The organism is Paenibacillus sp. J22P15 (assembly GCF_056269345.1).
This window is the reverse complement of record NZ_JBWDNT010000014.1, coordinates 111,185-136,823: the sequence shown is the minus strand read 5'-3', so window position 1 is coordinate 136,823 and position 25,639 is coordinate 111,185. Positions and strand designations below refer to the sequence as shown.

General features: G+C 45.0%; 24 protein-coding genes and 1 riboswitch. Of the genes, 18 read left to right on the top strand and 6 right to left on the bottom strand.

Going from position 1 to position 25,639, the window contains the following annotated elements; translation table 11 throughout:
* Positions 1 to 79: 79 nt before the first annotated feature.
* Positions 80 to 1,228 carry a metallophosphoesterase gene (locus AC0YN6_RS22725; RefSeq protein WP_475749668.1) on the bottom strand — a complete coding sequence of 383 codons (1,149 nt, stop codon included), beginning with the start codon at positions 1,226 to 1,228 and terminating at the stop codon, positions 80 to 82.
* Between the two features lie 286 nt (positions 1,229 to 1,514).
* Between AC0YN6_RS22725 and AC0YN6_RS22720 the strand changes: the two genes are divergently transcribed.
* The 5 genes from AC0YN6_RS22720 to sda all read left to right on the top strand — a co-directional run bounded on the left by AC0YN6_RS22720 (position 1,515) and on the right by sda (position 6,388).
* Positions 1,515 to 3,689 (top strand): DNA topoisomerase III, encoded by a 2,175-nt coding sequence (locus AC0YN6_RS22720; protein ID WP_475749667.1) that lies wholly within the window; start codon positions 1,515 to 1,517, stop codon positions 3,687 to 3,689.
* Between the two features lie 188 nt (positions 3,690 to 3,877).
* A complete protein-coding gene (locus AC0YN6_RS22715; protein WP_475749666.1) occupies positions 3,878 to 4,477 on the top strand; it encodes a TetR/AcrR family transcriptional regulator in 600 nt (199 codons plus the stop codon).
* A 74-nt stretch (positions 4,478 to 4,551) separates the two neighbouring features.
* Complete coding sequence (locus tag AC0YN6_RS22710; protein WP_475749665.1) at positions 4,552 to 5,139, top strand: NAD(P)H-dependent oxidoreductase; 588 nt, start codon at positions 4,552 to 4,554, stop codon at positions 5,137 to 5,139.
* A 79-nt stretch (positions 5,140 to 5,218) separates the two neighbouring features.
* Positions 5,219 to 5,890: a YheC/YheD family protein gene (locus AC0YN6_RS22705; RefSeq protein WP_475749664.1), complete on the top strand. Its 672-nt coding sequence runs from the start codon at positions 5,219 to 5,221 to the stop codon at positions 5,888 to 5,890.
* Between the two features lie 354 nt (positions 5,891 to 6,244).
* Positions 6,245 to 6,388, top strand: coding sequence for a sporulation histidine kinase inhibitor Sda (sda, locus tag AC0YN6_RS22700; protein WP_475749663.1), 144 nt, complete (start codon positions 6,245 to 6,247; stop codon positions 6,386 to 6,388).
* A 24-nt stretch (positions 6,389 to 6,412) separates the two neighbouring features.
* On the opposite strand, the gene AC0YN6_RS22695 is transcribed toward sda, so the two are convergent.
* Both AC0YN6_RS22695 and AC0YN6_RS22690 read right to left on the bottom strand, forming a co-directional pair.
* Positions 6,413 to 6,661, bottom strand: coding sequence for a hypothetical protein (locus AC0YN6_RS22695; RefSeq protein WP_475749662.1), 249 nt, complete (start codon positions 6,659 to 6,661; stop codon positions 6,413 to 6,415).
* A 117-nt stretch (positions 6,662 to 6,778) separates the two neighbouring features.
* Positions 6,779 to 7,780 carry an NAD(P)/FAD-dependent oxidoreductase gene (locus AC0YN6_RS22690; RefSeq protein WP_475749661.1) on the bottom strand — a complete coding sequence of 334 codons (1,002 nt, stop codon included), beginning with the start codon at positions 7,778 to 7,780 and terminating at the stop codon, positions 6,779 to 6,781.
* A gap of 331 nt (positions 7,781 to 8,111) precedes the next feature.
* On the opposite strand from AC0YN6_RS22690, the gene AC0YN6_RS22685 reads away from it, so the two are divergent.
* Positions 8,112 to 9,305, top strand: a complete 1,194-nt coding sequence (locus tag AC0YN6_RS22685; RefSeq protein ID WP_076267566.1) for an NAD(P)/FAD-dependent oxidoreductase — start codon at positions 8,112 to 8,114, stop codon at positions 9,303 to 9,305.
* Positions 9,305 to 9,571, top strand: coding sequence for a hypothetical protein (locus tag AC0YN6_RS22680; RefSeq protein ID WP_475749660.1), 267 nt, complete (start codon positions 9,305 to 9,307; stop codon positions 9,569 to 9,571). Before AC0YN6_RS22685 ends, AC0YN6_RS22680 begins: the two co-directional genes overlap by 1 nt.
* Before the next feature lie 137 nt (positions 9,572 to 9,708).
* Here the strand turns inward: AC0YN6_RS22680 and hemQ are convergent, their stop codons facing one another.
* Complete coding sequence (gene hemQ / locus AC0YN6_RS22675) at positions 9,709 to 10,455, bottom strand: hydrogen peroxide-dependent heme synthase (protein WP_475749659.1); 747 nt, start codon at positions 10,453 to 10,455, stop codon at positions 9,709 to 9,711.
* A 164-nt stretch (positions 10,456 to 10,619) separates the two neighbouring features.
* On the opposite strand from hemQ, the gene AC0YN6_RS22670 reads away from it, so the two are divergent.
* The 8 genes from AC0YN6_RS22670 (at position 10,620) to AC0YN6_RS22635 (ending at position 19,122) form a co-directional block, all read left to right on the top strand.
* Positions 10,620 to 10,910: a YuiB family protein gene (locus AC0YN6_RS22670; protein ID WP_475749658.1), complete on the top strand. Its 291-nt coding sequence runs from the start codon at positions 10,620 to 10,622 to the stop codon at positions 10,908 to 10,910.
* Between the two features lie 202 nt (positions 10,911 to 11,112).
* Positions 11,113 to 12,645: a replication initiation and membrane attachment family protein gene (locus AC0YN6_RS22665; RefSeq protein WP_475749657.1), complete on the top strand. Its 1,533-nt coding sequence runs from the start codon at positions 11,113 to 11,115 to the stop codon at positions 12,643 to 12,645.
* 18 nt (positions 12,646 to 12,663) lie between these two features.
* A complete protein-coding gene (gene dnaI, locus AC0YN6_RS22660; RefSeq protein WP_475749680.1) occupies positions 12,664 to 13,620 on the top strand; it encodes a primosomal protein DnaI in 957 nt (318 codons plus the stop codon).
* 306 nt (positions 13,621 to 13,926) lie between these two features.
* Complete coding sequence (locus AC0YN6_RS22655) at positions 13,927 to 15,042, top strand: sulfate ABC transporter substrate-binding protein (protein WP_475749656.1); 1,116 nt, start codon at positions 13,927 to 13,929, stop codon at positions 15,040 to 15,042.
* Between the two features lie 34 nt (positions 15,043 to 15,076).
* Positions 15,077 to 15,910 carry a sulfate ABC transporter permease subunit CysT gene (cysT, locus tag AC0YN6_RS22650; RefSeq protein WP_475749655.1) on the top strand — a complete coding sequence of 278 codons (834 nt, stop codon included), beginning with the start codon at positions 15,077 to 15,079 and terminating at the stop codon, positions 15,908 to 15,910.
* A 17-nt stretch (positions 15,911 to 15,927) separates the two neighbouring features.
* Positions 15,928 to 16,812 carry a sulfate ABC transporter permease subunit CysW gene (gene cysW, locus AC0YN6_RS22645; protein ID WP_475749654.1) on the top strand — a complete coding sequence of 295 codons (885 nt, stop codon included), beginning with the start codon at positions 15,928 to 15,930 and terminating at the stop codon, positions 16,810 to 16,812.
* Between the two features lie 25 nt (positions 16,813 to 16,837).
* Positions 16,838 to 17,080, top strand: a complete 243-nt coding sequence (locus AC0YN6_RS22640; protein WP_475749653.1) for a YezD family protein — start codon at positions 16,838 to 16,840, stop codon at positions 17,078 to 17,080.
* A 107-nt stretch (positions 17,081 to 17,187) separates the two neighbouring features.
* The gene (locus AC0YN6_RS22635) at positions 17,188 to 19,122 is read left to right on the top strand and encodes a dihydroorotate dehydrogenase (RefSeq protein ID WP_475749652.1); all 1,935 of its coding nucleotides are present in this window, start codon (positions 17,188 to 17,190) and stop codon (positions 19,120 to 19,122) included.
* A gap of 77 nt (positions 19,123 to 19,199) precedes the next feature.
* Here AC0YN6_RS22635 and AC0YN6_RS22630 read toward each other — a convergent pair whose 3' ends face one another.
* A complete protein-coding gene (locus AC0YN6_RS22630) occupies positions 19,200 to 19,346 on the bottom strand; it encodes a YqzM family protein (protein WP_475749651.1) in 147 nt (48 codons plus the stop codon).
* Between the two features lie 208 nt (positions 19,347 to 19,554).
* On the opposite strand from AC0YN6_RS22630, the gene uvrC reads away from it, so the two are divergent.
* A complete protein-coding gene (gene uvrC, locus AC0YN6_RS22625) occupies positions 19,555 to 21,441 on the top strand; it encodes an excinuclease ABC subunit UvrC (RefSeq protein WP_475749650.1) in 1,887 nt (628 codons plus the stop codon).
* Here uvrC and AC0YN6_RS22620 read toward each other — a convergent pair.
* A complete protein-coding gene (locus tag AC0YN6_RS22620; protein WP_475749649.1) occupies positions 21,407 to 23,035 on the bottom strand; it encodes a CPBP family intramembrane glutamic endopeptidase in 1,629 nt (542 codons plus the stop codon). The two genes, uvrC and AC0YN6_RS22620, sit on opposite strands and share 35 nt — an antisense overlap.
* Before the next feature lie 245 nt (positions 23,036 to 23,280).
* Positions 23,281 to 23,484, top strand: a riboswitch (cyclic di-AMP (ydaO/yuaA leader).
* Between the two features lie 91 nt (positions 23,485 to 23,575).
* On the opposite strand from AC0YN6_RS22620, the gene AC0YN6_RS22615 reads away from it, so the two are divergent.
* Positions 23,576 to 24,916 (top strand): TrkH family potassium uptake protein, encoded by a 1,341-nt coding sequence (locus AC0YN6_RS22615; protein ID WP_475749648.1) that lies wholly within the window; start codon positions 23,576 to 23,578, stop codon positions 24,914 to 24,916.
* A gap of 18 nt (positions 24,917 to 24,934) precedes the next feature.
* Positions 24,935 to 25,597: a potassium channel family protein gene (locus tag AC0YN6_RS22610; RefSeq protein ID WP_475749679.1), complete on the top strand. Its 663-nt coding sequence runs from the start codon at positions 24,935 to 24,937 to the stop codon at positions 25,595 to 25,597.
* The last annotated feature ends 42 nt before the right edge of the window (positions 25,598 to 25,639 follow it).

The window sequence follows — 25,639 nt, the reverse complement described above, 5'->3', positions numbered from 1 at the left end:
TCATCTTTGGCTCGATTGCCGGATTTGAGGGTGCCTTAGCGCATTTGTTGCCGCTTTTCGGTGGAATTAATTTGTGATTTTATATGGTTATGAACTCTACCTCGATATGAATGACCTCAGAGCGGCTGCCAATTCTAACAGGTGGTCCCCATGTTCCGAACCCTGATGAGACTATGGCATGAAGCCCGCCCTTTTTTAGATAACCCCAATCCAGCTCAAACATTTTTCGTGTAATAAGGTGATTAGGAATCATTTGGCCTCGATGGGTGTGGCCGGATACGGAAATGTCGATTCCGTTTTCGGCAGCGCTCGCGATATCAGTTGGCTGATGATCGAGCATAATAAGCGGTCGCGAATGATCTAGTGGAGCGATTAACTCCTTAATTGGAAGCCTTCTCTCTCCGTCAAAACCCGCGGATGCTTTGTCCTTGCGGCCGATGACGTAGAAGCTATCTGCAATGAGTGCAGTTTCGTCCATGAGGACACGTATGCCGATCGCATCCATTGCTGTAATAAATTCAGGCACCTTCCGGCCAAAGTATTCGTGATTTCCTGTCACTGCGTAAACCCCTAACGGAGCTTTGAGCTTTCCGAGTACAGTTGACATCTTTTTCCTTAGAAACGGCTCAATATCATCATCGAGAATATCGCCCGGCAGCAGGATTAGATCCGGGTTTATTTGCTCTACTGTATTTACGAGTCGATTTAGATGCCGATTCCCTACAATTGTACCCAAATGAAGATCAGAAGCCAATGCAATTCGCAGCCTCTTAAGCTCACCAGCAGGCTTCGGCACCTGTACGTGATAAGTTCGAATAACCGGACTCCACGCATTCCATGTGCCGCGTAGGAGAAGGGTAGCCATAAGAAGCAAGACGACCCCGCCAACAACAACAATATATACCGATTTTTCCGCTCCCGCAGTCTTTAAGATGAAAGAGATGAGGTTCGCAAGCGGCAAAATAAGCACGGCATATTCCAAAACGGCAAACCAATAGGAACCAATCAACTTCAGTGCCTCAGCAATTGGTTTAACTGGTGCAGGGTAGATGAGTCGGCCGACGATATACGAAAAAGCAATGATGCTGAAGATAATGGTATAAAAAATCGCGCTTTCCCATTTAAATAGAGTAGATAAGAAAAGCCAGCCATTCCAGCCGATATAGAAGGAAATGCCGCTATATACGAGTAAAACAATAAAGACAACACCAACAATACGAGGCTTCATCCTTCAACGCTCCCTAGCTCTTAATCTGCTTAATTATAAGCTGAACCTACTATATCACACCGTGAATATAGCAGTAAAATGATAGAGAGCAGCAGTCGATGAGTAGGAGATAAACATAAGATTACGGTACAAAGCGTATTGTCCTTAGCTATAAGATGATTCTAATAATCAACCTAAGGCGTTGCGAAGGCTGCGAGCCTATGGTATCGTTTCGTCATAATGAATGATGCGTATTCTATTCAAAATGTAAATGGTGCATCTATATGAAATGGAGCGGATAAAGCAAATGAAATCGCTTGTACTGGCAGAAAAGCCGAGTGTGGCTAAGGAAATAGCTCGAGTGCTGGGCTGCGGGCAGAAACATAAAGGCTATATGGAAGGCCCAAAATATGTTGTAACCTGGGCGCTTGGCCATTTGGTGACGTTAGCTGAGCCTGAGGATTATGATCCGAAATATAAAACCTGGAATTTAGAAGATTTACCGCTGCTTCCTCCCAAAATGAACCTAAAGATCATGAAAGAAACTTCACAGCAATATCGTGCGGTTGCCCAGCTATGCAAACGGCAGGATATTAGTGAGCTTATTATTGCTACGGATGCCGGCCGAGAAGGAGAACTGGTCGCGCGCTGGATTATGGAGCTTGTTCATTGGCGCAAGCCGTTCAAGCGGCTTTGGATATCTTCTCAGACAGACAAAGCGATTAAAGATGGCTTCGCCAGCTTAAAGCCAGGCAAAGACTATAACAATTTGTATGCTTCGGCAGTATGCCGGGCGGAGGCGGATTGGTTGATTGGCCTTAACGTAACTAGGGCTTTAACTACGAAATATAATGCGCAGCTAGCTGCAGGCCGCGTTCAAACGCCGACACTTGCGATGCTCATGGATCGGGAGCAGGAAATACAGTCGTTTCAGTCCCAACCGTACTGGCTTGTATCTGCTGAGTTTGGATCGTTCTCAGCGCATTGGCGCGAGAAGGATTCACATGATGGAAGAGTGTGGAGCCGCGCCGATGCGGATGCGATTGCTGCTCGGATTCAGCAAGGAAATGCGAAGGTAACGACGCTTCGTACCGTAGAGAAATCGGAGCCGCATCCTCAAGCATACGATCTTACTGAGCTGCAGCGTGATGCGAATAAACGTCTTGGTTTCTCAGCTAAGCAAACGTCTAATGTGCTTCAGAAGCTATATGAGCAGCATAAGCTGGTTACCTATCCGCGAACGGATTCAAGATATTTATCCAGTGACATGGTACCTACCTTAAAGGGGCGTCTGGAGAGCATCGCTGTTGGACCATATGCGCAGTTAGCTCGTAAGCTTGTGAGAATGCAGCTGCCTATTACTAAGAGAATTGTAGATGATAGTAAAGTAACAGATCATCATGCAATTATTCCTACCGAGCAATTCGTGAATTTGTCGGCACTCAGCAATGATGAGCGGAAGTTATTCGATCTGATTGCGAGAAGGTTTATCTCTCTATTTTATGGACCCTATCGTTATGATGAGACGAGTGTTGTACTCGCTGTTGGTAAAGACCTTCTCTATGCCAAGGGTAAGATTGAGAAGGAAAAGGGCTGGAAGGAACTGTATCAATCAGACGCGTATGCAGCAAGCCAAGATGAGGATGAAGACGATGACAACGGAAGTGGCGGTTCAGGCCAAGGGAAATCCGACCGTCAGCCAGCGCAGCTGCTGCCTCCGCTGGCAATCGGACAGTCACTGCCTGTTAAACAGAATAAAGTGCGTGAGCTGCGTACACTGCCTCCAGCGCGTTATACCGAAGCAACGCTGCTTACACGTATGGAGAAGCATAGCTTAGGTACGCCGGCGACAAGAGCTGATATTATTGAAAAGCTGCTCGGAACGGATACGATAACACGCACGCAAAATAAGCTGATGCCGACTGGAAAAGGAAAGCAGCTTATTGAACTTGTTGTTAATGAGCTTAGAAGTCCTGACTTGACTGCGAAATGGGAGCAAGAGCTGGAGCGGATTGCGAAAGGCAAAGGTGATCCGGCCGCTTTTATGAAAAATGTCCGTCAGCAGGCATCGAAATGGGTTTCTGAGGTTATTGCAGAAACGAAAGAATATAAACCGCATAATTTGACGCACTCGCGATGTCCCGAATGTGAGAAGCCATTGCTTGAAATTAACGGAAAACGCGGCAAGTCGCTCGTCTGCTCCGATCGCGAATGCGGCTATCGGCGCTCAGCAGAGCCGATGCTCTCGAACAAGCGGTGCCCGCAATGCCATAAGAAAATGGAGATTAAAGACGGCAAAGCAGGCAAGTACGCACAATGCAAGCCATGCAATGTAATCGAAATGCTTGGAGACAAGCAGGGCGGTAAAGTAAATCGCAAACAAAATCAGAAGCTGATTGAGCAATACAGCGATAATACATCGATGTCGAACAGCTTAGCAGATAAGCTTAAGGCGGCGCTGGAGAAGCAATCAGAAAAGTAAAATAATGAAAAACAGCAAGCTGTTCCTACATTGGAAAGCTTGCTGTTTTTATTATATAAAGAAGAAAATGAAAAAACAGTATACAAACCGTCGGTCGGTTTGTATACTGAAAACAATAAACCGACCGACGGTCTGAAATAATATGACAACGCAAGCGTTGAATAGAAGGAATGAGAGGGAGTCAGTTCATGGTAGATCAGACAACTAATCCGAGTTATAAGCGATTGCTGGAAACAGCGGAGCAGCTAGTTAAGGAGAAAGGCTGCCGACTAACAACTTTGCAGCAGATTATGCTCAGCACAGGCTTATCCAAGGGTGCCATTTATCATTACGTGAAGAGCAAGGAAGAGCTGTTCGGGCTCATATTGTCCGAGTATATTGAACGAATTAACGACTCATTCTTTCATGCTGCAGAGCAAAGCTGCAGTTTGGAAGCCCCATTGCGAGCTATTGTGGAGGGACTTGATCAGCTTCAGGAGAAGGACAGCGCAGCTAATCAAATATTGACTTATTTACTTAGTCAGAAAGATAAGCCAGGCATTGCGAATGTGCTTCAGCAGTTTCACGAGCACTCCACCGCTGCTTTACTTCAATGGATAGAAAGTGGGCAGCATGAGGGTTTTATTGGTCTAAGCGTTGATGCACGCAAAGCAGCGGAGCAAGGCGTCATGTTATCCTACGGCATGTGCGTCCGCAATATTATGTTGGCCGATGCCGAGGCTTCATCAGCACGTGCATTTGAGAAGGAAGACTTGTATCATTTTATGCTGCGGATTTTGAAGGGTTGAATGGTTTCAATGTGAGGAACGATGAGTACGGTTACTCCGAGCATCGTATTCTATTTAATGGCGGTGAGATTTAAATGAGCGTAAACAAAAAAATACTCATTATCCAAGGAAATCCGAATCCAAACAGCTATTGCAGTGCATTGGCAAAGAGCTATTACGATGGAGCGATTCAGGGCGGGGCAGAGGTTCGTATTATTCATTTGCATGAGCTGAGCTTTAACCCGAATCTTGCGTTTGGTTATTCGAAGCGTACGGAGTTGGAGCCGGATTTGCTAGAGGCACAAGTGGCTGTTAAATGGGCGGACCATCTCGTTTTTGTATACCCGACTTGGTGGGGGACACTGCCGGCCTTGCTCAAAGGTTTCTTGGATCGAATTTTATTGCCTGGCTTTGCCTTTAAATACCGCGAAGGCTCTGTGCTATGGGATAAGCTATTGACTGGAAAAACCGCTCGTTTGATCGTCACGATGGATACGCCGATATGGTATAACCGGTTTGTGTACGGGCAGCCGGGACATCGGGCTATGAAAATTGCGACGCTGCAGTTTTGCGGCATTAAACCCGTTCGCATTACAAATATCGGTCCGGTTAAGGATTCTAAGGATACTAATCGGGGCAAATGGCTAAAGCTTGTTGCGAGACTTGGTAATAAAGGCTCCTAACCTATGTCATTCATCCAAGAGACAGATAGTGTTCTGTCATATGCTATGGATGAAACGATAGGAAAGGGGATTGGATTCAATGGGTGAACATAAGGGCAGGCAGCTAGCCAGCAAATGGGCCAAAACCGCAGTATTGCTTTCTCATTCCAGTATCGCGCCACACATTCCTCCTACGCGGAAATTTTCGGCTAATGATCTTAGACACATGCTCGATATACACCAAATGGTTGTTGTAAAACCAGTTGTCGGTGCTGGCGGACATGGTGTCATAAAGGTTACGCGTGAAGGCGAGAGGTATACCTATACTTATTATTCGCAGACAAAGCGGTTTGCTAGTTTTGCAGCGTTAATAGGTGCGCTAAACAAACAACGTAAAGGTCGCGCATATATCATTCAAAAAGGTATTTATTTGGCTACAGTAGACGGCAGGCCTATCGATTATCGTGTTAAATATGTGAAGACGGAGAAAGGCTGGGTCTATCGCGCGATCGTTGGACGGATTGCTAGAAAAGGGTTATTCGTAACGAATTTATGCCGTGGCGGCACTCTTGTCAAAGCAGCAGATGGAATTAGCAGATCCCTTTCATCATCGCAGGTAGTGGAGAAGAAGAGCAAAATGCGTGAGCTCACTGTATTATCGACAAACGCGCTGGAATCCAAATATCCGGGAATAGGGCAGCTCGGTTTTGATTATGGTATCGATAGAGACGGGAAGATTTGGATATTTGAAGTGAATACGAGGCCTCAATAATAAAATTTGTTGAATCAATGTTATTTTTATTAGCAATGACGGGATGCTTTGGAAGTTATCTAAACTTCAATGCATCCTTTTTGTAATAACGTTTTATATAATGACTCTAATATATTCCATTAATAGATTAATAGATTTCGATTAAAGTTTTTTATTGAAAACTTGAAAAATTATCCTGTGGATAACTATATCCACATTATCCACGTTGATGCAGCTTAAATTTCCATATATATACACATGATGTTCACATCGTATCCACATCATCTTGTGTATAACGGGGGCTGTTGTCCTTCTAATAGTGCCATGCTACTATGAAAAAGCAATAACCAAAGTATGGAAGAAAGGGTGTGTAGTATGGAGCTACTGTCTGACGAAATGTTAGTAGACACTTATTATGCAGCTATTCAGTTTGAGCTGGAGCCGGAATTTATTCGAATGTTGGCGATCGAAATGACGCGCAGACGACTTAATCCAGAAGCTATCAAAATTACAGCGTAAAGTAAGTCGTGAATTTAGAAAACATCAGATCGATGACCATTCTGCGACCAAAACCTCGGCAGTAAGCTTGCAGGCCTGGCAATACACAAGATGCTTGCAAGATAAAGAGCTTTGCAGATGCATACGATTTAAGAGCGGCTCGTCTTCGATCTGTTCATAGGGAGCATATGGGCTGGTTAGATCGGATGCACGACCGCAATCGATAATTGCGCTATCGCATGAGGAGCAGCATACATGCAAATTTTGAAAGCCGTTACAAACAGGACAAAGCATAAGGGTATCCTCCTAGGCACACCTTGCATATTAATGCGATAGGTGTATGAATGAATTAAGCCAAGGTTAGGATACCCTTATGTTTATTTTTTTACTGTTATAATCAAAATATAAGGACTAAAGCTTCATATTGCTGCTGTGTCCAGGAGAGAGCTTTGCACCGGGATCGACATAAACCTTAGCGTTGTTAATGGCGGTTGGGGCTTCCCCGAAGCCAACAGCGATGAGCTTAAGCTTGCCAGGATAGGTGGTCACATCACCTGCTGCGAATATCCCAGCAACGTTAGTCTCCATCCGAGTATCCACGATAATTGATCCGCCTTGAATTTGAATTCCCCAATCAGCAATGGGGCCGAGTGTAGAAATAAAACCGAAGTTAACGATGACGGCATCGACTTCAAGCTCAGTCGTTTCTAAGCTTTTTACGTCGGATAATGTAACTTTCGTAATGCTCTCTTCACCATGAAGTGCTGTAATCTCTTTGGGAGTAAGAACGTTCACCTTGGAATTAATAAGATTCTCTACGCTATGCTCATGCGCTCGGAACTTATCACGACGATGAATGAGCGTTACGCTCTCAGCAATAGGCTCCAGCATAAGCGACCAGTCAACAGCTGAGTCACCGCCGCCGCTTATCAGCACCTTCTGCCCCTTAAAACGCTGCAAATCCCCCACAAAATAATGAAGATTTTTTTTCTCATATTTAGCGGCTTCAGGCAGCTCCAGTCTTCTTGGCTCGAAAGCACCTACTCCAGCAGTAATAATAACCGCCTTGGCATAATGTTTATTTTTGTCTGTAATAATTTCAAAGAGGCGTTCATCAAGCTTAATTACGTTTATGACCTTTTCCTCGAGACAGATTTCCTGTTGAAAAAGATTGAGCTGTTCCTTCAGACGATCAACTAGCTCTTGAGCTGTTACCTTGGGAAAACCAGCAACGTCATAAATATATTTTTCAGGATAAAGCGCTGCAAGTTGACCGCCTAGCTGGGGCATGCTTTCGATGAGTTTAACTGATGCTTGGCGCATACCACCATAGAAAGCAGCAAACATTCCCGCAGGCCCGCCTCCGATGATTAAAATATCGACGGGGTTAATTGCTGACACAGGGTTAGACATTTATCCACCTCCACGTTTTAAGCTTTACGACTTCAATTATAAACTTTCCAGGAATAAGAAGGAAATAATTAATTTGTATAGAGTTCTAAACAATTTCGTGTATTTTGCCCTTGAACTTTACATGAAAACTCTGTAGAATTTCTGATGTATGTTATACACGGGAGTACTTGCAAATAGCGTTGTAATTTGTCGAGCGCTTACCGCTGATTCATTGATAAAACCAATTTAATTAGAACACACTGAACTCATCATTATAAATATTCGGTTTAGAATGTGTAAATTTTCACAAAGTATAAATACAAAGATAATCAGGAATGGATGGGATTAAACGATGAGTAACATACCTAAAATCGTTATTCTTGGTGCAGGGTACGGCGGTATTTTAACCGCACTTCGTTTGCAAAAAGAATTAAATTACAATGAAGCTGACGTTACGTTAGTTAATAAACATGATTACCATTATATTACAACACATCTTCATATGCCTGCTGCGGGCACTGACAATCCGGAGAATGCAAGGGTAAGCATCTCCAAATTGATTGATGAATTTAAAATTGATTTCGTGAAGTCGACAGTTGTTCAAATTCGTCCGCAAGATAAAAAAGTTATTCTTGAAGACGGTACACTGTCTTATGATTATTTGGTTATCGGTCTTGGAGGCGAGCCTGAGACTTTCGGAATCCCAGGTCTTGGCGAGCATGCTATGAATATTCGCAGCATCAACTCTGTTCGCTTGATTCGCGAGCACATTGAGTACCAATTCGCACGCTTCAAACGTGAGCCTCATCGTACGGATTATTTAACGTTTGTTGTGGGCGGAGCGGGCTTCACAGGGATTGAGTTTGTTGGCGAGCTGTCCGACCGTATCCCTGAACTTTGCAAGCAATTTGACGTAGATCCTGCACTTGTGAAAATTTATAATATTGAAGCAGCACCTACGGCACTGCCAGGCTTCGATCCTGAGCTCGTTGAATACGGCATGGATGTATTAACGAAGAAGGGCGTAACGTTCCGTATTGGCACAGCGATCAAGGAATGCTCGCCAGAGGGTGTAATCGTTGGCGAAGGCGAGGAAATTAAATCGGCTACCGTGATCTGGACTGGCGGTATTCGCGGTAATCGCCTAATTGAAGAAGCAGGTTTCGAAACGATGCGCGGACGCGTGAAGGTGGATGAATTCCTTCGCTCGCCAAGCAACGAGAACATCTATATTGTTGGCGATAACTCGTTGATGTTCAACCCAGAAGGCCGCCCATATCCGCCGACTGCTCAAATTGCAATGCAGCAAGGTGTCGTATGTGCGCACAACCTTGTCGCTTCCATTCGCAACCAGCCGCCGAAGAGCTTCACGTTCAGCAACAAAGGAACGGTAGCTTCACTCGGTAAAGGCGAAGCAATCGGAGTTGCTTTTGGTAAGAAATATAAGGGCCGCGTAGCAGCTTGGTTGAAAAAAGCGATCGATCTTCGTTATTTGTTCATTATTGGCGGTATCTCACTCGTTCTTCGTAAAGGAAAGTTTCTATAATGAGACATTGCAGCGTACAAGTCCGCGGATTGCTAACTAGAGATGAGCTGGACCGTTACAATGCATTGATGGAGGTCGGCTCCTTCTTAGAGTCGCAAACACGATACGACTTGGCCTATACGGTGCAAAAGGAAGTTGATCTTCTTATTCAGCCCGCAATTGAGCGGTTGAAGGATAAAGGTCGCGAACGTGACCGCGCTACTCAGGAGTATCTGGAAGCAAAGCGCCTCGGTCTCGATGAAAATGATGACGAACACGAAGATTAACCATAAGGCTTTCGCTATTAGGGCAGCATAATATGCTGCCCCATGGCGAAAGCTTTTTTTATGTGATTGTACCCAGACTGATCGGTTGCAGAAAAAAAAGCCCAAGCCTATTTGATAAGAGGCTTGGACCATTAATATTAAATCTTAAGTAAGTTTGTGAATTTCTCACCGTCAAGGAAATTGCCGATATAAAAATCGCCGAAGTCTGCGTAACGTGCGCTCACTTCATCAAAGCGCATTTCATAAATGAGCTTTTTGAATTGCAGTGCGTCGTCTGCAAATAGGGTAACGCCCCATTCCCAGTTGTCGAAACCGACAGAGCCGGTAATGATTTGTTTAACTTTCCCTGCATATTGACGTCCAATCATACCGTGGCTGCGCATCAACGTTTTACGCTCGTCCATGCTGAGCATATACCAGTTGTCTTGTCCGTCGCGGCGTTTATTCATAGGATAGAAGCAGATGTGGTTCGCTTTTGGCAAAGTTGGCTTTAGTCTAGCGATGATATCCGGATTTTGCATTGGATCAGAGCCCGGCTGTGCCATGTAGTTGCTAAGTTCCACAATGCTGACGTACGAATGTACCGGATAGGTGAAGCTAGCGAATGTTGTTTTGTTAAAAGCGGTTTCGATTGCATTAAGATCTTCTAACGTTTCACGCAAATGCATGAATACGAAATCGGCTTTCTGACCAACGATAGAATAGACAGCGGTGCTGCCTTGTTTAAGTTCCTCCACTGCTGTCCATTGCTGCAAAAACGTTTGCAGCTCGTCCAGTGCGCGGCTGCGTTCACTTTCATCGGCTAAGCGCCAAGCGGTCCAATCCACACTGCGGAAATCATGCAGCGAGTACCAGCCTTCTAATGTTTGTGCTGCTTCACTCATAGTTTAAATACTCCCTTCAATCTCCATAATGATGCTGCAATCATTGTATCGTAATGTGGGTAAACTGAGCAAATGGCGGTCTTGTGACATTTGTCCGCATCTAATTGACTTCCATCTTCCCTTTAATTAAACTAATAAACGAGAGTCTGAAAGGGGAAGTTTGGATGCTTCAATTAATCATAGCAACGGTGCTGTTTTTAGTTATGATGTTCGGCATTGGTTTTATATTGAATATGTTGTTAAAAACAACCTGGTTCCCAATATATTTATTTATTCTCGCATTGCTTGTATTAGGTGTCTGGGCGCCATGGGATACGACGGCAACAACTACGATTGCAAATTTTGCTCATTATACGATCGTCGACTACATACCGGTTATTGGAGCGCTAGTTGGCGCATACATAAGCGGATGGGCGATTCAAGCGCTTCGCAAGGGCGGCTACAAAATGTTTTAAGCCAAGCAAAAACGCCTTCAGCATCCTCTGGATGCTGAAGTAGCTTTGACGGAGAAATATAAGATAAGCAGGAGCATATAATATGCTTTCTTATATTTAGAAAAATCCCTCCCTCGGGGGATTTTTCTATTTTCTGACTCGTCCTGATCATCGGTTTTTATGTTAAAATGATAGAATGAAAGCTAAGGATGGAGCTGATGCTATGCGCATCAATAATATATTGCAGTACACGGAGCATCACAGATATTACATTTTTCGCGATTTTTCGCTAAGCAGTCTCGACTACAAAATGCTGACGCTAATCTATCAGCCGATGATTGGTGCTTTTGCAGTCGCATTTTACCAGCAGCTTTATCATGGAATTACAGAAGGAACCTCGGGGTATTCTTCTATAGAACCGCAGCGCAAGCTATTTCTTGGATTAGGGCTGGAGATGAACGAACGAGGACGTAAACATCTCATTGAGCAGGCATCGAAACTGGAAGCGGTCGGTTTGCTGCAAACTTCGAGATTAGGCGTGCCAGATAATTCAGATGTTATTTATGAATATGAGCTTTCTGAGCCATTGTCGCCTGCAGAATTTTTTCGAAACATGCATTTAACGATGCTGCTGCGCGATAAGGTTGGCAAATACGCAGTTATATCGCTTCGGGAATCTTTTGGAGCTAGTGAACCGGATGAGCTTGCAAGCGCGCAATTAACGAAAGAAAATATATCAGTACCTTTTTATGAGTTGTTTAAACTTAATATGCAATCCGTCGATAATGAGCTTGAACAAGCGTTGACAGAAGTTGCGCCAACTCGGCAAACACCCGCAAGGCCGTCACAAGCAACAGCAGGGATTCCTTACGGTGAAATTATTTTGCGCTTTCCTCGGAATTCCGCAAATCGCCGATTTGTGGAGAGGCTGCGGAGCAATGATGATCAGCTGTCACAGGTCAATTATGTGGCATACAAATATAATTTGGAAGTCGTTGATATTTGTCGTTTGTTAGATGAGGATGGTATTTTTACTGAGAGCGGAGAGCTCGACGTTGACACCCTACAATTGCGGGCAAATCAGTTTTATAAGCAGGACAAGAAGCGAGAAGGCGAACGGGAGCGGACGTTGGCGCGCACGCAAATTATTGCGGGGGAGAAGGCGGTCGAGTCTGAGGAACTTACAGAGGAGTATGAGGTACAAGAGCAGCACTATTTGCCAGTACCGAATCAGCTGATTGGCCGCTGTGATGTTCAACAATATAACATGCTTATGCGAAATGAGCCTCATACAAGGTTTATTCAGCGCTTTTTCCCTGGTGCAATACCTGATTGGATAGAACGAGTATTTGAACGAATTGATCTTAATTATAAATTGGCGGCACCTGTTATTAATGTACTTATTCATTATGTTATTGGCGCTAATGATGCGCAGCGTGTAACGAAAACCTTTCTGGATGCGGTAGCATCCAATATGCTCGTGAAACAAATTGATACGTTCGAGAAGGCTGTACTGTATGTGAGAGAGCAAGCGCAGGTTGAACAGGACAAGGAGCGCCGCAAGGAAGCGGCAAGCTATGCCGGCGGATCATTCAACGGTTCGAAGGGCGGCGCTCGCAGCGGGGGCAATAGCAGAGGAACATCACGCAAACCTTCGATTCCGATTGTACAGGAAAGCAAGACGAACACTACCGTATCAGCAGATAAGATGGAGGAGCTGCTTAAGCTGGCTCAGAAATTAGAAGGAAAATCTTAGAGGCGGGGTGGGCAAATGATGGAGTCAATGGGTGAATTGCTTAAGGCATGGCCCACAGGTCAGGCGCTGACTCAGCAGGCGGAGAACAAGCTGAAAGAGCTGCTCGCTGAACCGTTAGTCGAGAAGCTGAGGACCAAATATCCTGATTTGGATGAGCGAACGATTCGTCTTAACCTGAACCGGGTTTATCAATATGTAACGGAATACCGCAACTGCACGAACTGTCCGGGCTTAGACAATTGCCCGAACGATTTTGAAGGTCACTATACACTGTTAAGCTCGGAAACGTTAAATGGTCTGACGCAGTTGTATGACCGCAAGGTTGCATGTAAAAAATTTAACGCGCGCCAAATGGAAGAGCAGATTCGCAGCCGAGTAAGGAGCTTTTATATTGATGAGAAGGCGCTGCAGCGTGGTTATTCTGCAAAAGAAATTTTAACGAATGATCTTGAGAGAGCGGAAGCTGTAGGTCAAGTCCTTCAATATATCGAACGAACGAAAGAGCATGGCTTGCAGGAAGAAGGCCTGTATTTGGCAGGTCGTTTCGGAACGGGAAAAACATTTCTGATGTGCTATCTGCTGCATGAGCTTGCAAAGGCTGGATATTCCGGTGTTATCGTATACATGCCCGACTTTGTAGAGGATTTGAAGACGTTGATGCATGAGCCAGGCAAGCTTAAGGAAACGGTTGAAATGATGAAGGAGACCGATTTGTTAATCTTTGATGATATGGGTGCAGAAAATTTAAACCCGTGGGTTCGTGATCATGTGCTGGGTGCGATCTTAAATTATCGGATGCAGCGTAAACCAACGTTCTACACCTCCAATTACGAGTTGGATGCGCTGGAGAAGCACTTTAGCTTCACTAGCAAGGACGGCGATGAACTGCATAAAGGGCAGCGTTTAATGGACCGTATTAGGCCTTATGTAGAGGTCGTAATGGTTACTGGTGAGAACAAGCGTGGACAGAAGTAGCAGCAAAAAGCTTTGGTTGACTAATTCCTTTTACAGGAATTTGTCGGCCAAAGCTTTTTTTAATGGTATTTCACACCCCTTATAAAGCTTTCTTATAGCACTTATCAGTTATTCGAAATTAAAGTATTGACAGAAAGTGGGTACCGCTGGTAAGATTCTCCCATAACCAACTAAGCAGGTAGGAATAATGTTATTCGACCGGACGAACCGGAGTAGACACCTATCCAGGAGAAACAGCATTTCAGTAACTAACGCTCATCAATGTTTCTGCAAGCCTGTTAATTTAAAAAAGGGGTGTATGGGAAGATGAAAAAAATGACTTATGTTCGTTCCGTTGTTATTCTACTCGCATTAGTGCTTGTTTTGACCGCTTGCGGTCAAGGAGGAAACAAAAACACCAATAAAGAAACGAATAAGCCTGCTAACGACACAGCGGCAACAAATACAGCTGCAACAGACACACCGGCCACTGAGAAGCCTAAGCCGCCGGTTGAGCTGCTGAATGTATCCTACGACCCTACTCGTGAGCTTTATGTAGCATTTAACGAAGCATTCTCGAAGCATTGGAAAGCTGAAACGGGCCAAGAGGTCACCATTAAACAATCGCATGGCGGTTCCGGTAAACAGGGGCGTGCAGTTATTGATGGTCTGAAAGCAGATGTAGTAACGCTTGCACTAGGTTATGACATCGATGCAATCGTTGAGCCAGGACTCATCAATGCTGATTGGCAGTCGAAATTCGAACACAATAGCTCACCATATACTTCAACAATCGTATTCCTCGTTCGTAAAGGTAATCCAAAGGGCATCAAAGACTGGAATGATTTAATCAAGGATAAAGTTGAAGTCATTACGCCAAATCCTAAAACATCGGGCGGTGCACGTTGGAACTATCTTGCGGCATGGGGCTACGCATTGAAGCAAAACGGGAATGACGAAGCGAAAGCGCAAGAGTTCGTTACACAATTATTCAAGCACGTACCTGTACTCGATTCCGGCGCACGCGGATCAACGACAACTTTTGTAGAACGTGGAATTGGCGATGTACTGCTTGCTTGGGAGAATGAGGCTTTCTTATCTATCAATGAGCTTGGACCAGATAAATTCGAAATCGTATATCCTTCTTTAAGTATTTTGGCTGAGCCTCCAGTTGCTGTTGTTGACAAGGTTGTTGATGATCGCGGTACTCGTGAAGTAGCGGAAGCTTACCTGAAATACCTGTACACAGAAGAAGGTCAAGAAATTGCAGCTAAAAACTACTATCGTCCAACTTCCGAAACAGTTGCAGCGAAGTATACAGAACAGTTCAAGACGCTTGAGCTTCTGTCGATTGATAAAGACTTTGGGGGCTGGAAAGAAGCACAAACCAAACACTTTGCAGACGGCGGAGTTTTCGACAAAATTTACACGCCAGGTTCATAATACAAGGTTCAAACAAGACTGGAGCTGACTTCACATGAAAGGTTCCAAGCCCCGTAATGTACTGCCGGGTTTTGGTTTATCGCTTGGATTCACTTTGTTCTACTTGAGCATCATTGTATTGATTCCGCTGACTGCCGTTTTTTTCAAAACGGCAGAGCTCAGCTGGTCTGAGTTTTGGAGCACAGTCACGAGTGCGCGTGTTGTGGCCTCTTACCGAGTCAGCTTCCTCACAGCTTTTTTTGCGGGACTTGTTAATGCTGTATTCGGATTACTCATTGCATGGGTGCTTGTTCGTTATCAATTTCCAGGTAAAAAGCTTGTTGACAGCTTAGTCGATTTGCCATTTGCGCTTCCAACTGCTGTTGCAGGAATAGCTTTGACTGCTATTTATGCACCGAATGGCTGGATAGGCTCTCTGTTGGAACCGCTAGGCGTTAAGGTTGCCTACTCACCTATCGGGATTACTATTGCACTTATCTTCATTGGACTTCCGTTTGTCGTGCGTACGGTGCAGCCGGTGCTGCAGGATATGGAGAAAGAGACAGAAGAAGCTGCCGTTATGCTTGGAGCTTATCGCTTGCGTACGTTTTGGAAGGTAATCTTGCCAGAATTATTGCCCGCATTATTAACGGGGTTCGCACTTGCATTTGCAAGAGGAATCGGTGAATACGGATCGGTTGTCTTTATATCGGGCAATATGCCGTTGAAGACGGAAATAACTCCACTGCTCATCATGACGAAGCTGGAGCAATATGATTACGCTGGCGCTACTGCCATCGCACTCGTAATGCTTGTTGTATCCTTCCTGATGCTGCTAGTCATAAATTTACTGCAGTGGCGAATGAATCGCCGCACAGTATCTGACTAAGAAGGGAGCTCATACAAATGGCTGGAGTAATAACCGTTCACACGAATGCAGAAGCTTCCAAACGTCCTAGGCATATTACAGAATCAGCTCCCGTTAAATGGCTGCTAATCGTAATCGCTATGCTGTTTCTTGGACTAATTGTATTGCTGCCGCTCGCATCGGTATTTGTGGAGGCATTCAAGAAAGGCGTAGGCGTATACATTGATTCTATAACAGAGCCAGATGCGTTGTCGGCGCTAAAGCTGACGCTTATCGTAGCCCTTATCGCAGTTCCTGTTAATACGGTCTTTGGTATTGCGGCGGCTTGGGCAATTAGCAAATTTCGTTTTCGCGGTAAAAATATTTTAATTACTTTAATCGATTTGCCCTTTGCCGTATCACCTGTCATTTCCGGCTTGATTTATGTGCTGCTGTTTGGGGCACAGGGCTTTTTTGGACCTTGGCTGGATGAGCGTGGCATCCAAATTATTTTCGCTGTACCAGGTATCGTGCTTGCGACCGTTTTCGTGACTGTTCCCTTTGTAGCTCGTGAGCTTATTCCGCTAATGCAAGCTCAAGGCGTTCAGGAGGAGGAAGCAGCTGCAAGCCTAGGTGCAAGAGGCTGGCAAATATTTTGGAAGGTTACCCTGCCTAATATTAAGTGGGGGTTATTATACGGCGTTATTTTATGTAATGCACGCGCAATGGGCGAATTCGGAGCAGTGTCAGTTGTATCCGGTCATATACGTGGTGAAACGAATACTTTGCCGCTGCATATTGAAATTTTGTATAACGAATATCAATTTTCGGCGTCGTTCGCAGTTGCCTCTTTGCTTGTTATGCTTGCAGTCATAACGATGATTGTGAAGAGCATTGTAGAGTGGAAGTCTGCTCAGCAGAAACCTGTAGATATAGCCGAATAAATCAAAATAAATGGAGGGGTTTCGAATGGCAAAACCGCTAGAGTTAGATCAACAATGGCTGGAGAGAATTACTGAACAAGTTACTGGTCTTAATTATGGGCATGTGACGATTACAGTTCACGATGGAAGAATAGTGCAAATCGACCGGACGGAAAGAACGCGTTATGATGGGCCCTCTCAGAAGCAGCAGCATCCGTCCGAGTCACAGCAGAAATCGAAGCAGCCTGAGAACCCATCTACGGGTGAAGCGCTCAGAATTGTGCAGTAGCTTAGCCGCCTAATGCTATATATATCATAGCTCACAACAAACCCAATGCCACGCAGGCATTGGGTTTGTTGTATACTGGAAGAAAATAACTCCGAAGGAGAATGTTAATGCCGGATTGGTCGTATCAGTCCTTGTTTCGTCCTCTCTTATTTAGACTTCCAGCAAGATGGAGCAGAACTCTAACGCTGAGAGCAATTGGAACTCTGAGTCATTTGCCAGGCGGCTCATTCGTTATTCGTACACTCGGGCATATGGAGCCATCCCCTCTGCTGGAGAAGCAAATAGCCGGTATTCCCTTACCTACTTGTGTAGGCTTGTCAGGGAGTCTAGATCCCCAGGGAGCAGCGCAAAGAGCGCTGGCACAGTTTGGATTTGGTTTTATCGAGCACGGACCCATTACCGTCGATCCCGTTCGGAGCGTGGCTTCGATTTCAAATGATATCATAAATGAAACGATTCGATATCCAGAATACTTTGAGAATGTTGGAGCAGATCAGTACGCTGAGCGGCTGGCAAACCCGGGTCATGAATTGCCGCAGCTGGCACGAATAGCTCCAATGCCGCTTTCTGCGCCAGAGCAGGCTCTTGATGAGCTGATTACTATGCTGAAGCAATTAAGCATTGCGGGAGCTGCCGGCTTTTATGTCGATGTACTGCATGCCCATAGGAGCATGGAAGATGCTCTCACCATCTTGAAAGGAATATCGAGCTTTGCTTCTGCTGATCATCATCCGAATAAACCAATGTTTATTTATGTTCCGCCTGACCTGTCTGATGATGATGTCGTGGATTTGCTTCGTGCGACAGAGGGAGTATGGAGCGGTGTAGTCATTGGAGAGGCTATCAGCGATGAAGCTGATGAACGCTTTGGTTCGAGCGTAGGGAAACAAGTTAAGGCAGCCACATTGACCAAAATCGGGCGGCTCCGAAGGGAATACGGTCCTCATTTGATTATCAAAGCGGGGGGCGGGGTGCATGAGCCGCAAGATGCGCTTGATCTGATCAAAGCGGGTGCAGATGCCATTCTGCTTCATAGCGGGCTCATATATGCAGGGCCAGGATTGCCTAAACGTATTAATGAAGCCATCATTTATGAGCAAGTGCGTGATCTTCCTGTGCGGGAAGCCCCATCCTTCTGGAAGCATTGGGGCTGGATGCTCCTGCTTGGAATCGGGATGATCATTGGCGGAGTATTGTCTTGGATTGTAGCTGCGACTACGGTGCTGCTGCCCTACGATTTGGATTTTATAGAAATGACAAAGAATGAGCTGCATGCGGTCAACCATCAACTGCTGCATTTTATGTCACATGATCGAATTACGCTCTCCGGAACGATGATTACAATCGGCATTCTATATATTCAGCTGGCTAGAAACGGGTTGAAGCATGGGCTCCACTGGGCAAGAACGGCATTGCTCACTTCTGGTATTGTCGGTTTTTCAAGCTTTTTTCTATTTCTAGGCTACGGTTATCTCGATCCGCTGCATGCTTTTGCAGCTGCTATTTTATTGCCTATGTTTCTATTTTCGATGCGCACCAATCCGGATCAGCCTTATCGGCATCCAGTCAATGTTCGTAATGATCGTTTATGGCGATTAGCCATGTACGGACAATTTTGTTTTGTTGTATTGGGGTTTGCCCTTGCTATTGGAGGCCTTACTATCGCAGGAGTTGGTGTTTCTCAGGTGTTCGTACAGTCGGATTTGGTTTATCTAGATACAAATCATGCCGAGCTGAATGAAGCGAATATGAAGCTGATCCCACTTATCGCGCATGATCGAGCTGGATTCGGGGGGGCGCTATTCTGTGCTGCGCTGGCCATATTAATCACATCTTTATGGGGAATTCAACAGGGAGCGCGCTGGATATGGTGGACACTGCTAATCGGCGGAGCACCGGGCTTTTATGCGGGCTTAAGCGTTCATCTATCCATCGGATATATCGATTTTCTGCATCTTTCTCCAGCGCTGTTTGCTTTGCTGCTCTATGTACTTGGACTTATTTTATTGTATCCTTATTTAATGAGAGAACCGAAAGTGTAAGCGGCAGTTATTGGAGTTGTGAAGTTCATCCTCATAAGAAGTAACAAAAAAAAGGAGCAGCAGGCTGCTCCTTTTTCTTATGAAATGATGAATTTCACGATTACAGCAATTGCGAAAATGACGGTCATAAAACCGAGCATGCCGCCAAAGCCGAGCATAACGTCCATCAAGTCATGGCGAGGCTCTTCGTTAAAATGCTCGCGCGGGTCTCTTACATTTTCCATCGTTGACGCCCTCCTTGAAAAAGACCGATTGCGTAAGTAACAACCAACATACGGTCGTCTTTATGTAGTATCGGTTTATTCAACTTATATTAGTATACCCAAACTGGTAAACAGTTGTAAAGTGAATACCGATGACAATTGTAAAACAAAGCACGATCGAATTATGATAAAATATGTACAGAATCATCTGGCAGTCGGAGGCGAGAGCATGGATCATCAGCAAACGGATCTGGAGCAAGCAGAGCAGCAGCTTGCGGAGGCAAAAGAGACGATACGGAACAAACTAGCTTTGCTCCCGGATCTATCTGGCTGTTACCTTATGAAAAACAGCGAAGGCGTCATCATTTATGTAGGTAAAGCAAAGGTGCTCAAAAACCGAGTACGTTCTTATTTTAACGGCAGCCATAACGGCAAAACGCAGCGGCTCGTATCCGAAATTCGCGATTTTGAATTCATTGTAACCTCAAGCAATATGGAGGCGCTCATTTTAGAGTGTAATTTAATTAAAAAACACCAACCGAGATATAACGTCCTGTTGAAGGATGATAAAACCTTTCCATATATCAAAATAACAAACGAAAAACACCCGAGGCTGGAAGTTACGAGACGAATTATAAAAGACAAAGGCAAATATTTCGGACCATATCCCAATGCATACGCAGCCCAGCAGACAAAGAAGCTGCTAGACCGGCTCTATCCGCTGCGCAAATGCAAGACGCTTCCAGATAAGGTGTGCTTGTATTATCATCTTGGCCAATGTATTGCGCCTTGTGAATTTGATGTGGAGCAGTCGGAATATGATCGAATGATACAAGAAATATCACGTTTCCTGAACGGCGGACAAGACGTGGTGAAAAATGAGCTGCAGCGCAAGATGGAGGAAGCGGCTGAAAATCTTGAGTTTGAGCGTGCTAAGGAATTTAGGGATCAGCTTATAGCAATCGATGCTGTTATGGAGAAGCAGAAGATTACAATGTCGGATGCGCTTGACCGGGATATTTTTGGTTTTGCGGTAGATAAGGGCTGGATGTGCGTACAAATTTTGTACATGCGCCAAGGAAAGCTTATTGAACGACATGGCACAACTTTTCCATATTACGGGGAAGAATACGATGATTTTATGACATTCGTCACTCAGTATTATAGCGATAATCCGGCTCTGCCGAAGCAGATATTGCTGCCAATTCCACCAGAACTAGAAGCTGGAGATGGAGTGAGCGAAGCTGCTTCTACGCACGCTGACGATGTCATTGCCTCGCTGCACAGCTGGCTGAAGGTTAAGGTGCTTATGCCGCAGCGCGGACGCAAGAGTGAGGTCGTCACGATGGCCATCGATAATGCGAAAGTAATGCTGGATGAGAAATTCAGACTCATTGAGCGAGATGAGGAACGAAGCGTCAAAGCGTCAGAATCGCTTGCAGGCTGGCTTGGACTGGATGAGGTGCGTCGAATAGAAGCATTCGATAACTCTAATATTCAAGGCACGAACCCCGTTTCGGCAATGGTCGTTTTCACCGATGGCAAGCCTGACCGCAAGGAGTATCGCAAATACAAGGTAAAAACCGTACAAGGGCCTGATGATTACGAAACGATGCGTGAGGTAATACGGCGTCGCTACGAGCGTGTGGTGAAAGAGGAGTTAGTACCGCCGGATTTGATCGTAGTCGATGGCGGCAAGGGACAAATATCGGCTGCGCTTGATGTGCTTGAGAATGAGCTGGGCTTAAACATTCCAGTATGCGGTCTTGTGAAGGATGCGAAGCATAAGACGGCGCAGCTAATGACTGGAGACCCTGCTGAGATTGTTCCTCTTCCGCGGGATAGCCAAGAGTTTTATTTACTGCAGCGCATTCAAGATGAGGTGCATCGCTTTGCGATTACGTTCCACCGCGAGCAGCGAGCTAAGTCCATGGTCGAGTCGAAGCTTGATTCGATTCCAGGCATAGGGGAGAAGCGCCGCAAGCTTCTGCTTAAGCATTTTGGATCAATCAAAAAAATAAAAGAGGCCTCAGTCGAAGACTTTCGGCCTCTATCTATTGGTGATAAATTAGCTTCGCAAATTATAGCTGCTCTAGGGGAGGAGTCGTCGTCATAGACGGCTTCTTCTCTTTTTTGTGACTATAATATTTGATTACAAATGCGATCAGCACCGGCAGTACGGAGAAGAAGACGGCTGAAATAATATTCGGCGCAGTCCCGATTGTAAGCAAGGATAGGCCAACTGCAACGCTGTTAAAGATCGCATGGGTGAACATCGCTGTAATGAAGCCGTACCTGACAAATATAAAGCTGAACAGCAGTCCGATAATCATTAATTCGAACAATCTCGTCGTGGATGGATAGAACGGATACATCACATGCCCCAGCGCCCAGAAGAAGGTCGGCAGAATGGCCGCTGCAAACGTGTTTTTGAACCATTTGCGGAATAAGCCGATACCGAAAAAACGAAACACGGCTTCCTCGCCGATTGCAGCTGCCCAAGCAAGTACTGGCATCAGCCATAAAATACCCATGTTGTAAGGGGATTGGGTAGCGTCTGAAGTTTCCCAAGTGCCGATCACCAGCTTCAGTGCGATAAAGATAACGGATTGAATAGCGAACAGGATGATCGCGAATAAATACGACAAGCCCATGCTGCGCCAAACGTAATCGCCATATCCCTTCTGTCCGAAGCGCGGCCACAATGAGCGGCCCTGCGCCTTCCAGAGACCGTCACCCGCAACGATAGATATATAAATGGATCCAGCCATCGGAATCGCTAGTAAAACACTGACAACGGCTGTGATCGTAGCTGTCGGACCTGCCATGTCAGTTTCACCGAGCGTGGACCGAATACCATCGATTACGTTAAGATTCATGATGATATAAGTGATTAAATAAACGATAGTCAGAATGTAGCCGTATTTGAAGGAAGTATATTTCCGATACAGCACCGCATAAATGATGGCTAAGACGAACAGCACGAAGCTCATAAACAGATAACCGATCGAGGTCAGGTATTCTGCTATTTTATCTTGCTTCTCTACATATTTAATGTAATCATCTGGAGCAATAAACGATGGTTTATATTTGCTGATGACAATTCGATCATTAACGGTTAGAGCGTCAACAAGGAGTGTAAGCTTAGCATCCTTAATGGTATAACCCGCAGGAGGTTGGGCTTGCCAATCACCATTTGGAAGTATTTGACTGCCTATAAATTCAACGCCGCTGAATTTATTTGCAGTTAGAAAAGCGATAGCTTCCTTCGTTTTCTCCGTGCCAGACAACGGCTGCCCTTTAATCTTTAGGTTCCAAGATACAATCTTACCGCTTTGCATATGTACGTATACGAAACCGCTGTCGCCGCCTGCGAATTTCAAGTCGACCTGATACGTATCAGTAGGGAAATTGGGATCGTATTTATCAGAGTATGTTTTTATCAACTCATGTTTGGATAGGTAGCCGTTCATGAGCTTATCGGTTTGATGTACCGCTTTAGCCGATTTCACCTTTAGACCCGTTTGTTTCTCAGCAAATGCGGATGCTTGATCCTCTGCTGCTGATTTTTCAATGACTTTGGTGTTTAATTCACCAGAGGAGATAGACACGATCATCGGTACAATTTGAACGGCTGCATAAATGATAAAGCAAGCAACAGCTGCCCATATAAAACGTTTCCATTCGCGGGGTTTAATAGAGTCAATCATAGGTTCACCTCAACTGTCTTTAATATGAGTAGTTCATTTCAATACCTTAACATACAAATCCCTATATTATCCAATGGAAATGACCATTTACTTTCAAAATAATGCGAAATAACGATGTCCAGCAAGCTAACAGCATGCTGCTTCGTCCCATTGCCCGTATTTGGTCCAAAATCGTCCTGTTTGTCGCAAACGTCACCTTTATATCGAGAGCGGTTAGGGATTATAATCGTTAACGTCATACTAATTGCATAGCACAGCCGAATTTCCGAAGGAAATCGGGGGAACCATAAAGTTGTCCAAATGGATGAACCAGCAGAGAGCAAAGCTATTCATACATTGGCGACGTGGGGTGAATTTTAGCGGTGGAATTTAACTTCTTCCGCTGAATAGGGCTGCCTGTTCAGGCCCGAATCCGTCAGCTAACCTCGTAGGCATATTGGAACAGGACTCATTGCACTGAGCACTTTGAGATTCCAGTGCTTTTTTTTATGCTTAAAAACAGAAAATGACTAAAAAACATATCGAAAAGAAGGCAAAGGAATGAAGGTCAATTTGAATGTTCTGAAGTGGTCGCCCCCTCGAATTCTGGTCAGTGGATTCGCACTTATTATTTTACTTGGGGCCTTATTATTATCCATGCCGTTTGCATCGGTGAGCGGTGAGCGGCTGCCTTTTATAGATGCGCTATTTACGGCTACTTCGGCTACTTGTGTAACTGGGCTAGTCGTTGTGGATACGGGAACCTATTTCTCCATCTGGGGCCAGATCATATTGATGTGTTTGTTCCAGCTTGGCGGTCTAGGATTTATGACGATGGCAACGCTAATAGCACTCGTGTTTCGCAAAAGAATTTCATTGCGTGAGCGGCTGCTGCTGCAAGAATCGATGAATCAGTCGAGTATGGAAGGCATCGTGCGTTTAATTAGGCGAGTAATTGTTTATTCATTAACGATAGAGCTTATTGGGGCTGCGTTGTTCGCCTCACGGTTTGCATTCGATATGCCGCTAGGCAAAGCGATCTATTTCGGAGCATTCCATGCGGTTTCATTATTCAATAATGCTGGTTTTGATATTTTTGGACATTATCGCAGCTTGACCTTATATGTATCCGACCCAGTCGTCAATATTACAGCCATGATGCTTATCATATCGGGCGGTCTTGGTTTTGTCGTCATGTCCGACCTAATGGAATTCCGCAAAAAACGGAAGCTGTCGCTGCATAGTAAGGTTGTTCTGTCGATGACGGGAACATTGATCGCAGTGGGAGCTTTGGTCATATTTATTTTTGAATTTTCGAATTCGAAGACGCTGGGCTCTTTAGACTGGGGCGGTAAAATATGGTCTTCGCTCTTCCAAGCGGTTACGCCGAGAACAGCAGGAGCCAATACGCTTGATTACACAGCTATAAGGCAAGCTACAATGTTTTTTACTATTATATTAATGTTTATCGGAGCATCGCCCGGGTCAACGGGGGGCGGAATCAAAACAACAACCTTCGCCACGTTAATCGGTGCTGTAATTGCAATGATTAGGGGACGAGAGGACATCGTGCTTTTTCGTTACAGGCTGGGTAAGGACCGCATTTTTAAAGCGCTGACGATTACTTTAATCTCATTAGCGCTTGTCATTGTAGTAACGATGATTTTATCGATGACGGAAGAACAAGCCTTCATTATGTTATTGTTTGAAGCAACATCAGCGTTTGGAACGGTAGGCTTATCGGTAGGGGTTACCCCGGAGCTGAGTATCGTTGGAAAAATAGTTATATCTTTAACCATGTTTGTTGGAAGGCTCGGACCCTTGACGTTAGCATACGCACTTGGGCCTCGTACAGAAAAAGAGTTATTCCGGCATCCAGAAGGCAAAATAACGATTGGATAGGGGATTTCGCAAGTGGGAATGAAAAAGAAGCAATTTGTAATCATCGGCTTAGGGAGATTTGGTTCGAGTTTGGGGAGAGAACTGACACAGCTCGGTCATGAGGTGCTTGGAATCGACAAAGATGAGGAAGCTGTTCAGGATATGAGCAGTGTTCTAACATATGCGGTATCTGCAGATTGTACGGATGAGGAAACGCTGCGCTCGCTTGGCGTACGCAACTTTGATTGCGGCGTCGTTGCAATTGGAGATGATATCCAATCGAGCATTTTGACGACCATATTGCTTAAGGATTTAGGTGTGAAGCAAGTTGTTGCGAAAGCTATGACTGAGCTGCATGGCCGTGTGTTGGAGAAAATCGGTGTCGACCGTGTCGTCTATCCAGAGCGTGACATGGGCATCCGGGTTGCACATCAGCTTGTTTCCCCGAACCTGCTTGATTATATTGAGCTTTCTAAGGAATATACAATTGCTGAGCTTGCTGTTCCACAATGCTTAGATGGCAAGTCACTGCATGATCTTAATCCGCGCGCTAGATTTGGCTGTAGTATTGTAGCGATCAATAAGCCAAATGGTATCATTATCGCCCCAACCGCAACGGATGTACTTGCACTGCGTGACGTCATGGTTATTATTGGAACAAACGAGCAGATTGAAGATTTTGAGACGTCTGTCATACGTTAATCCGTCATTAGAAACACAGGTCTGGCAGCTATGGATTTGGAA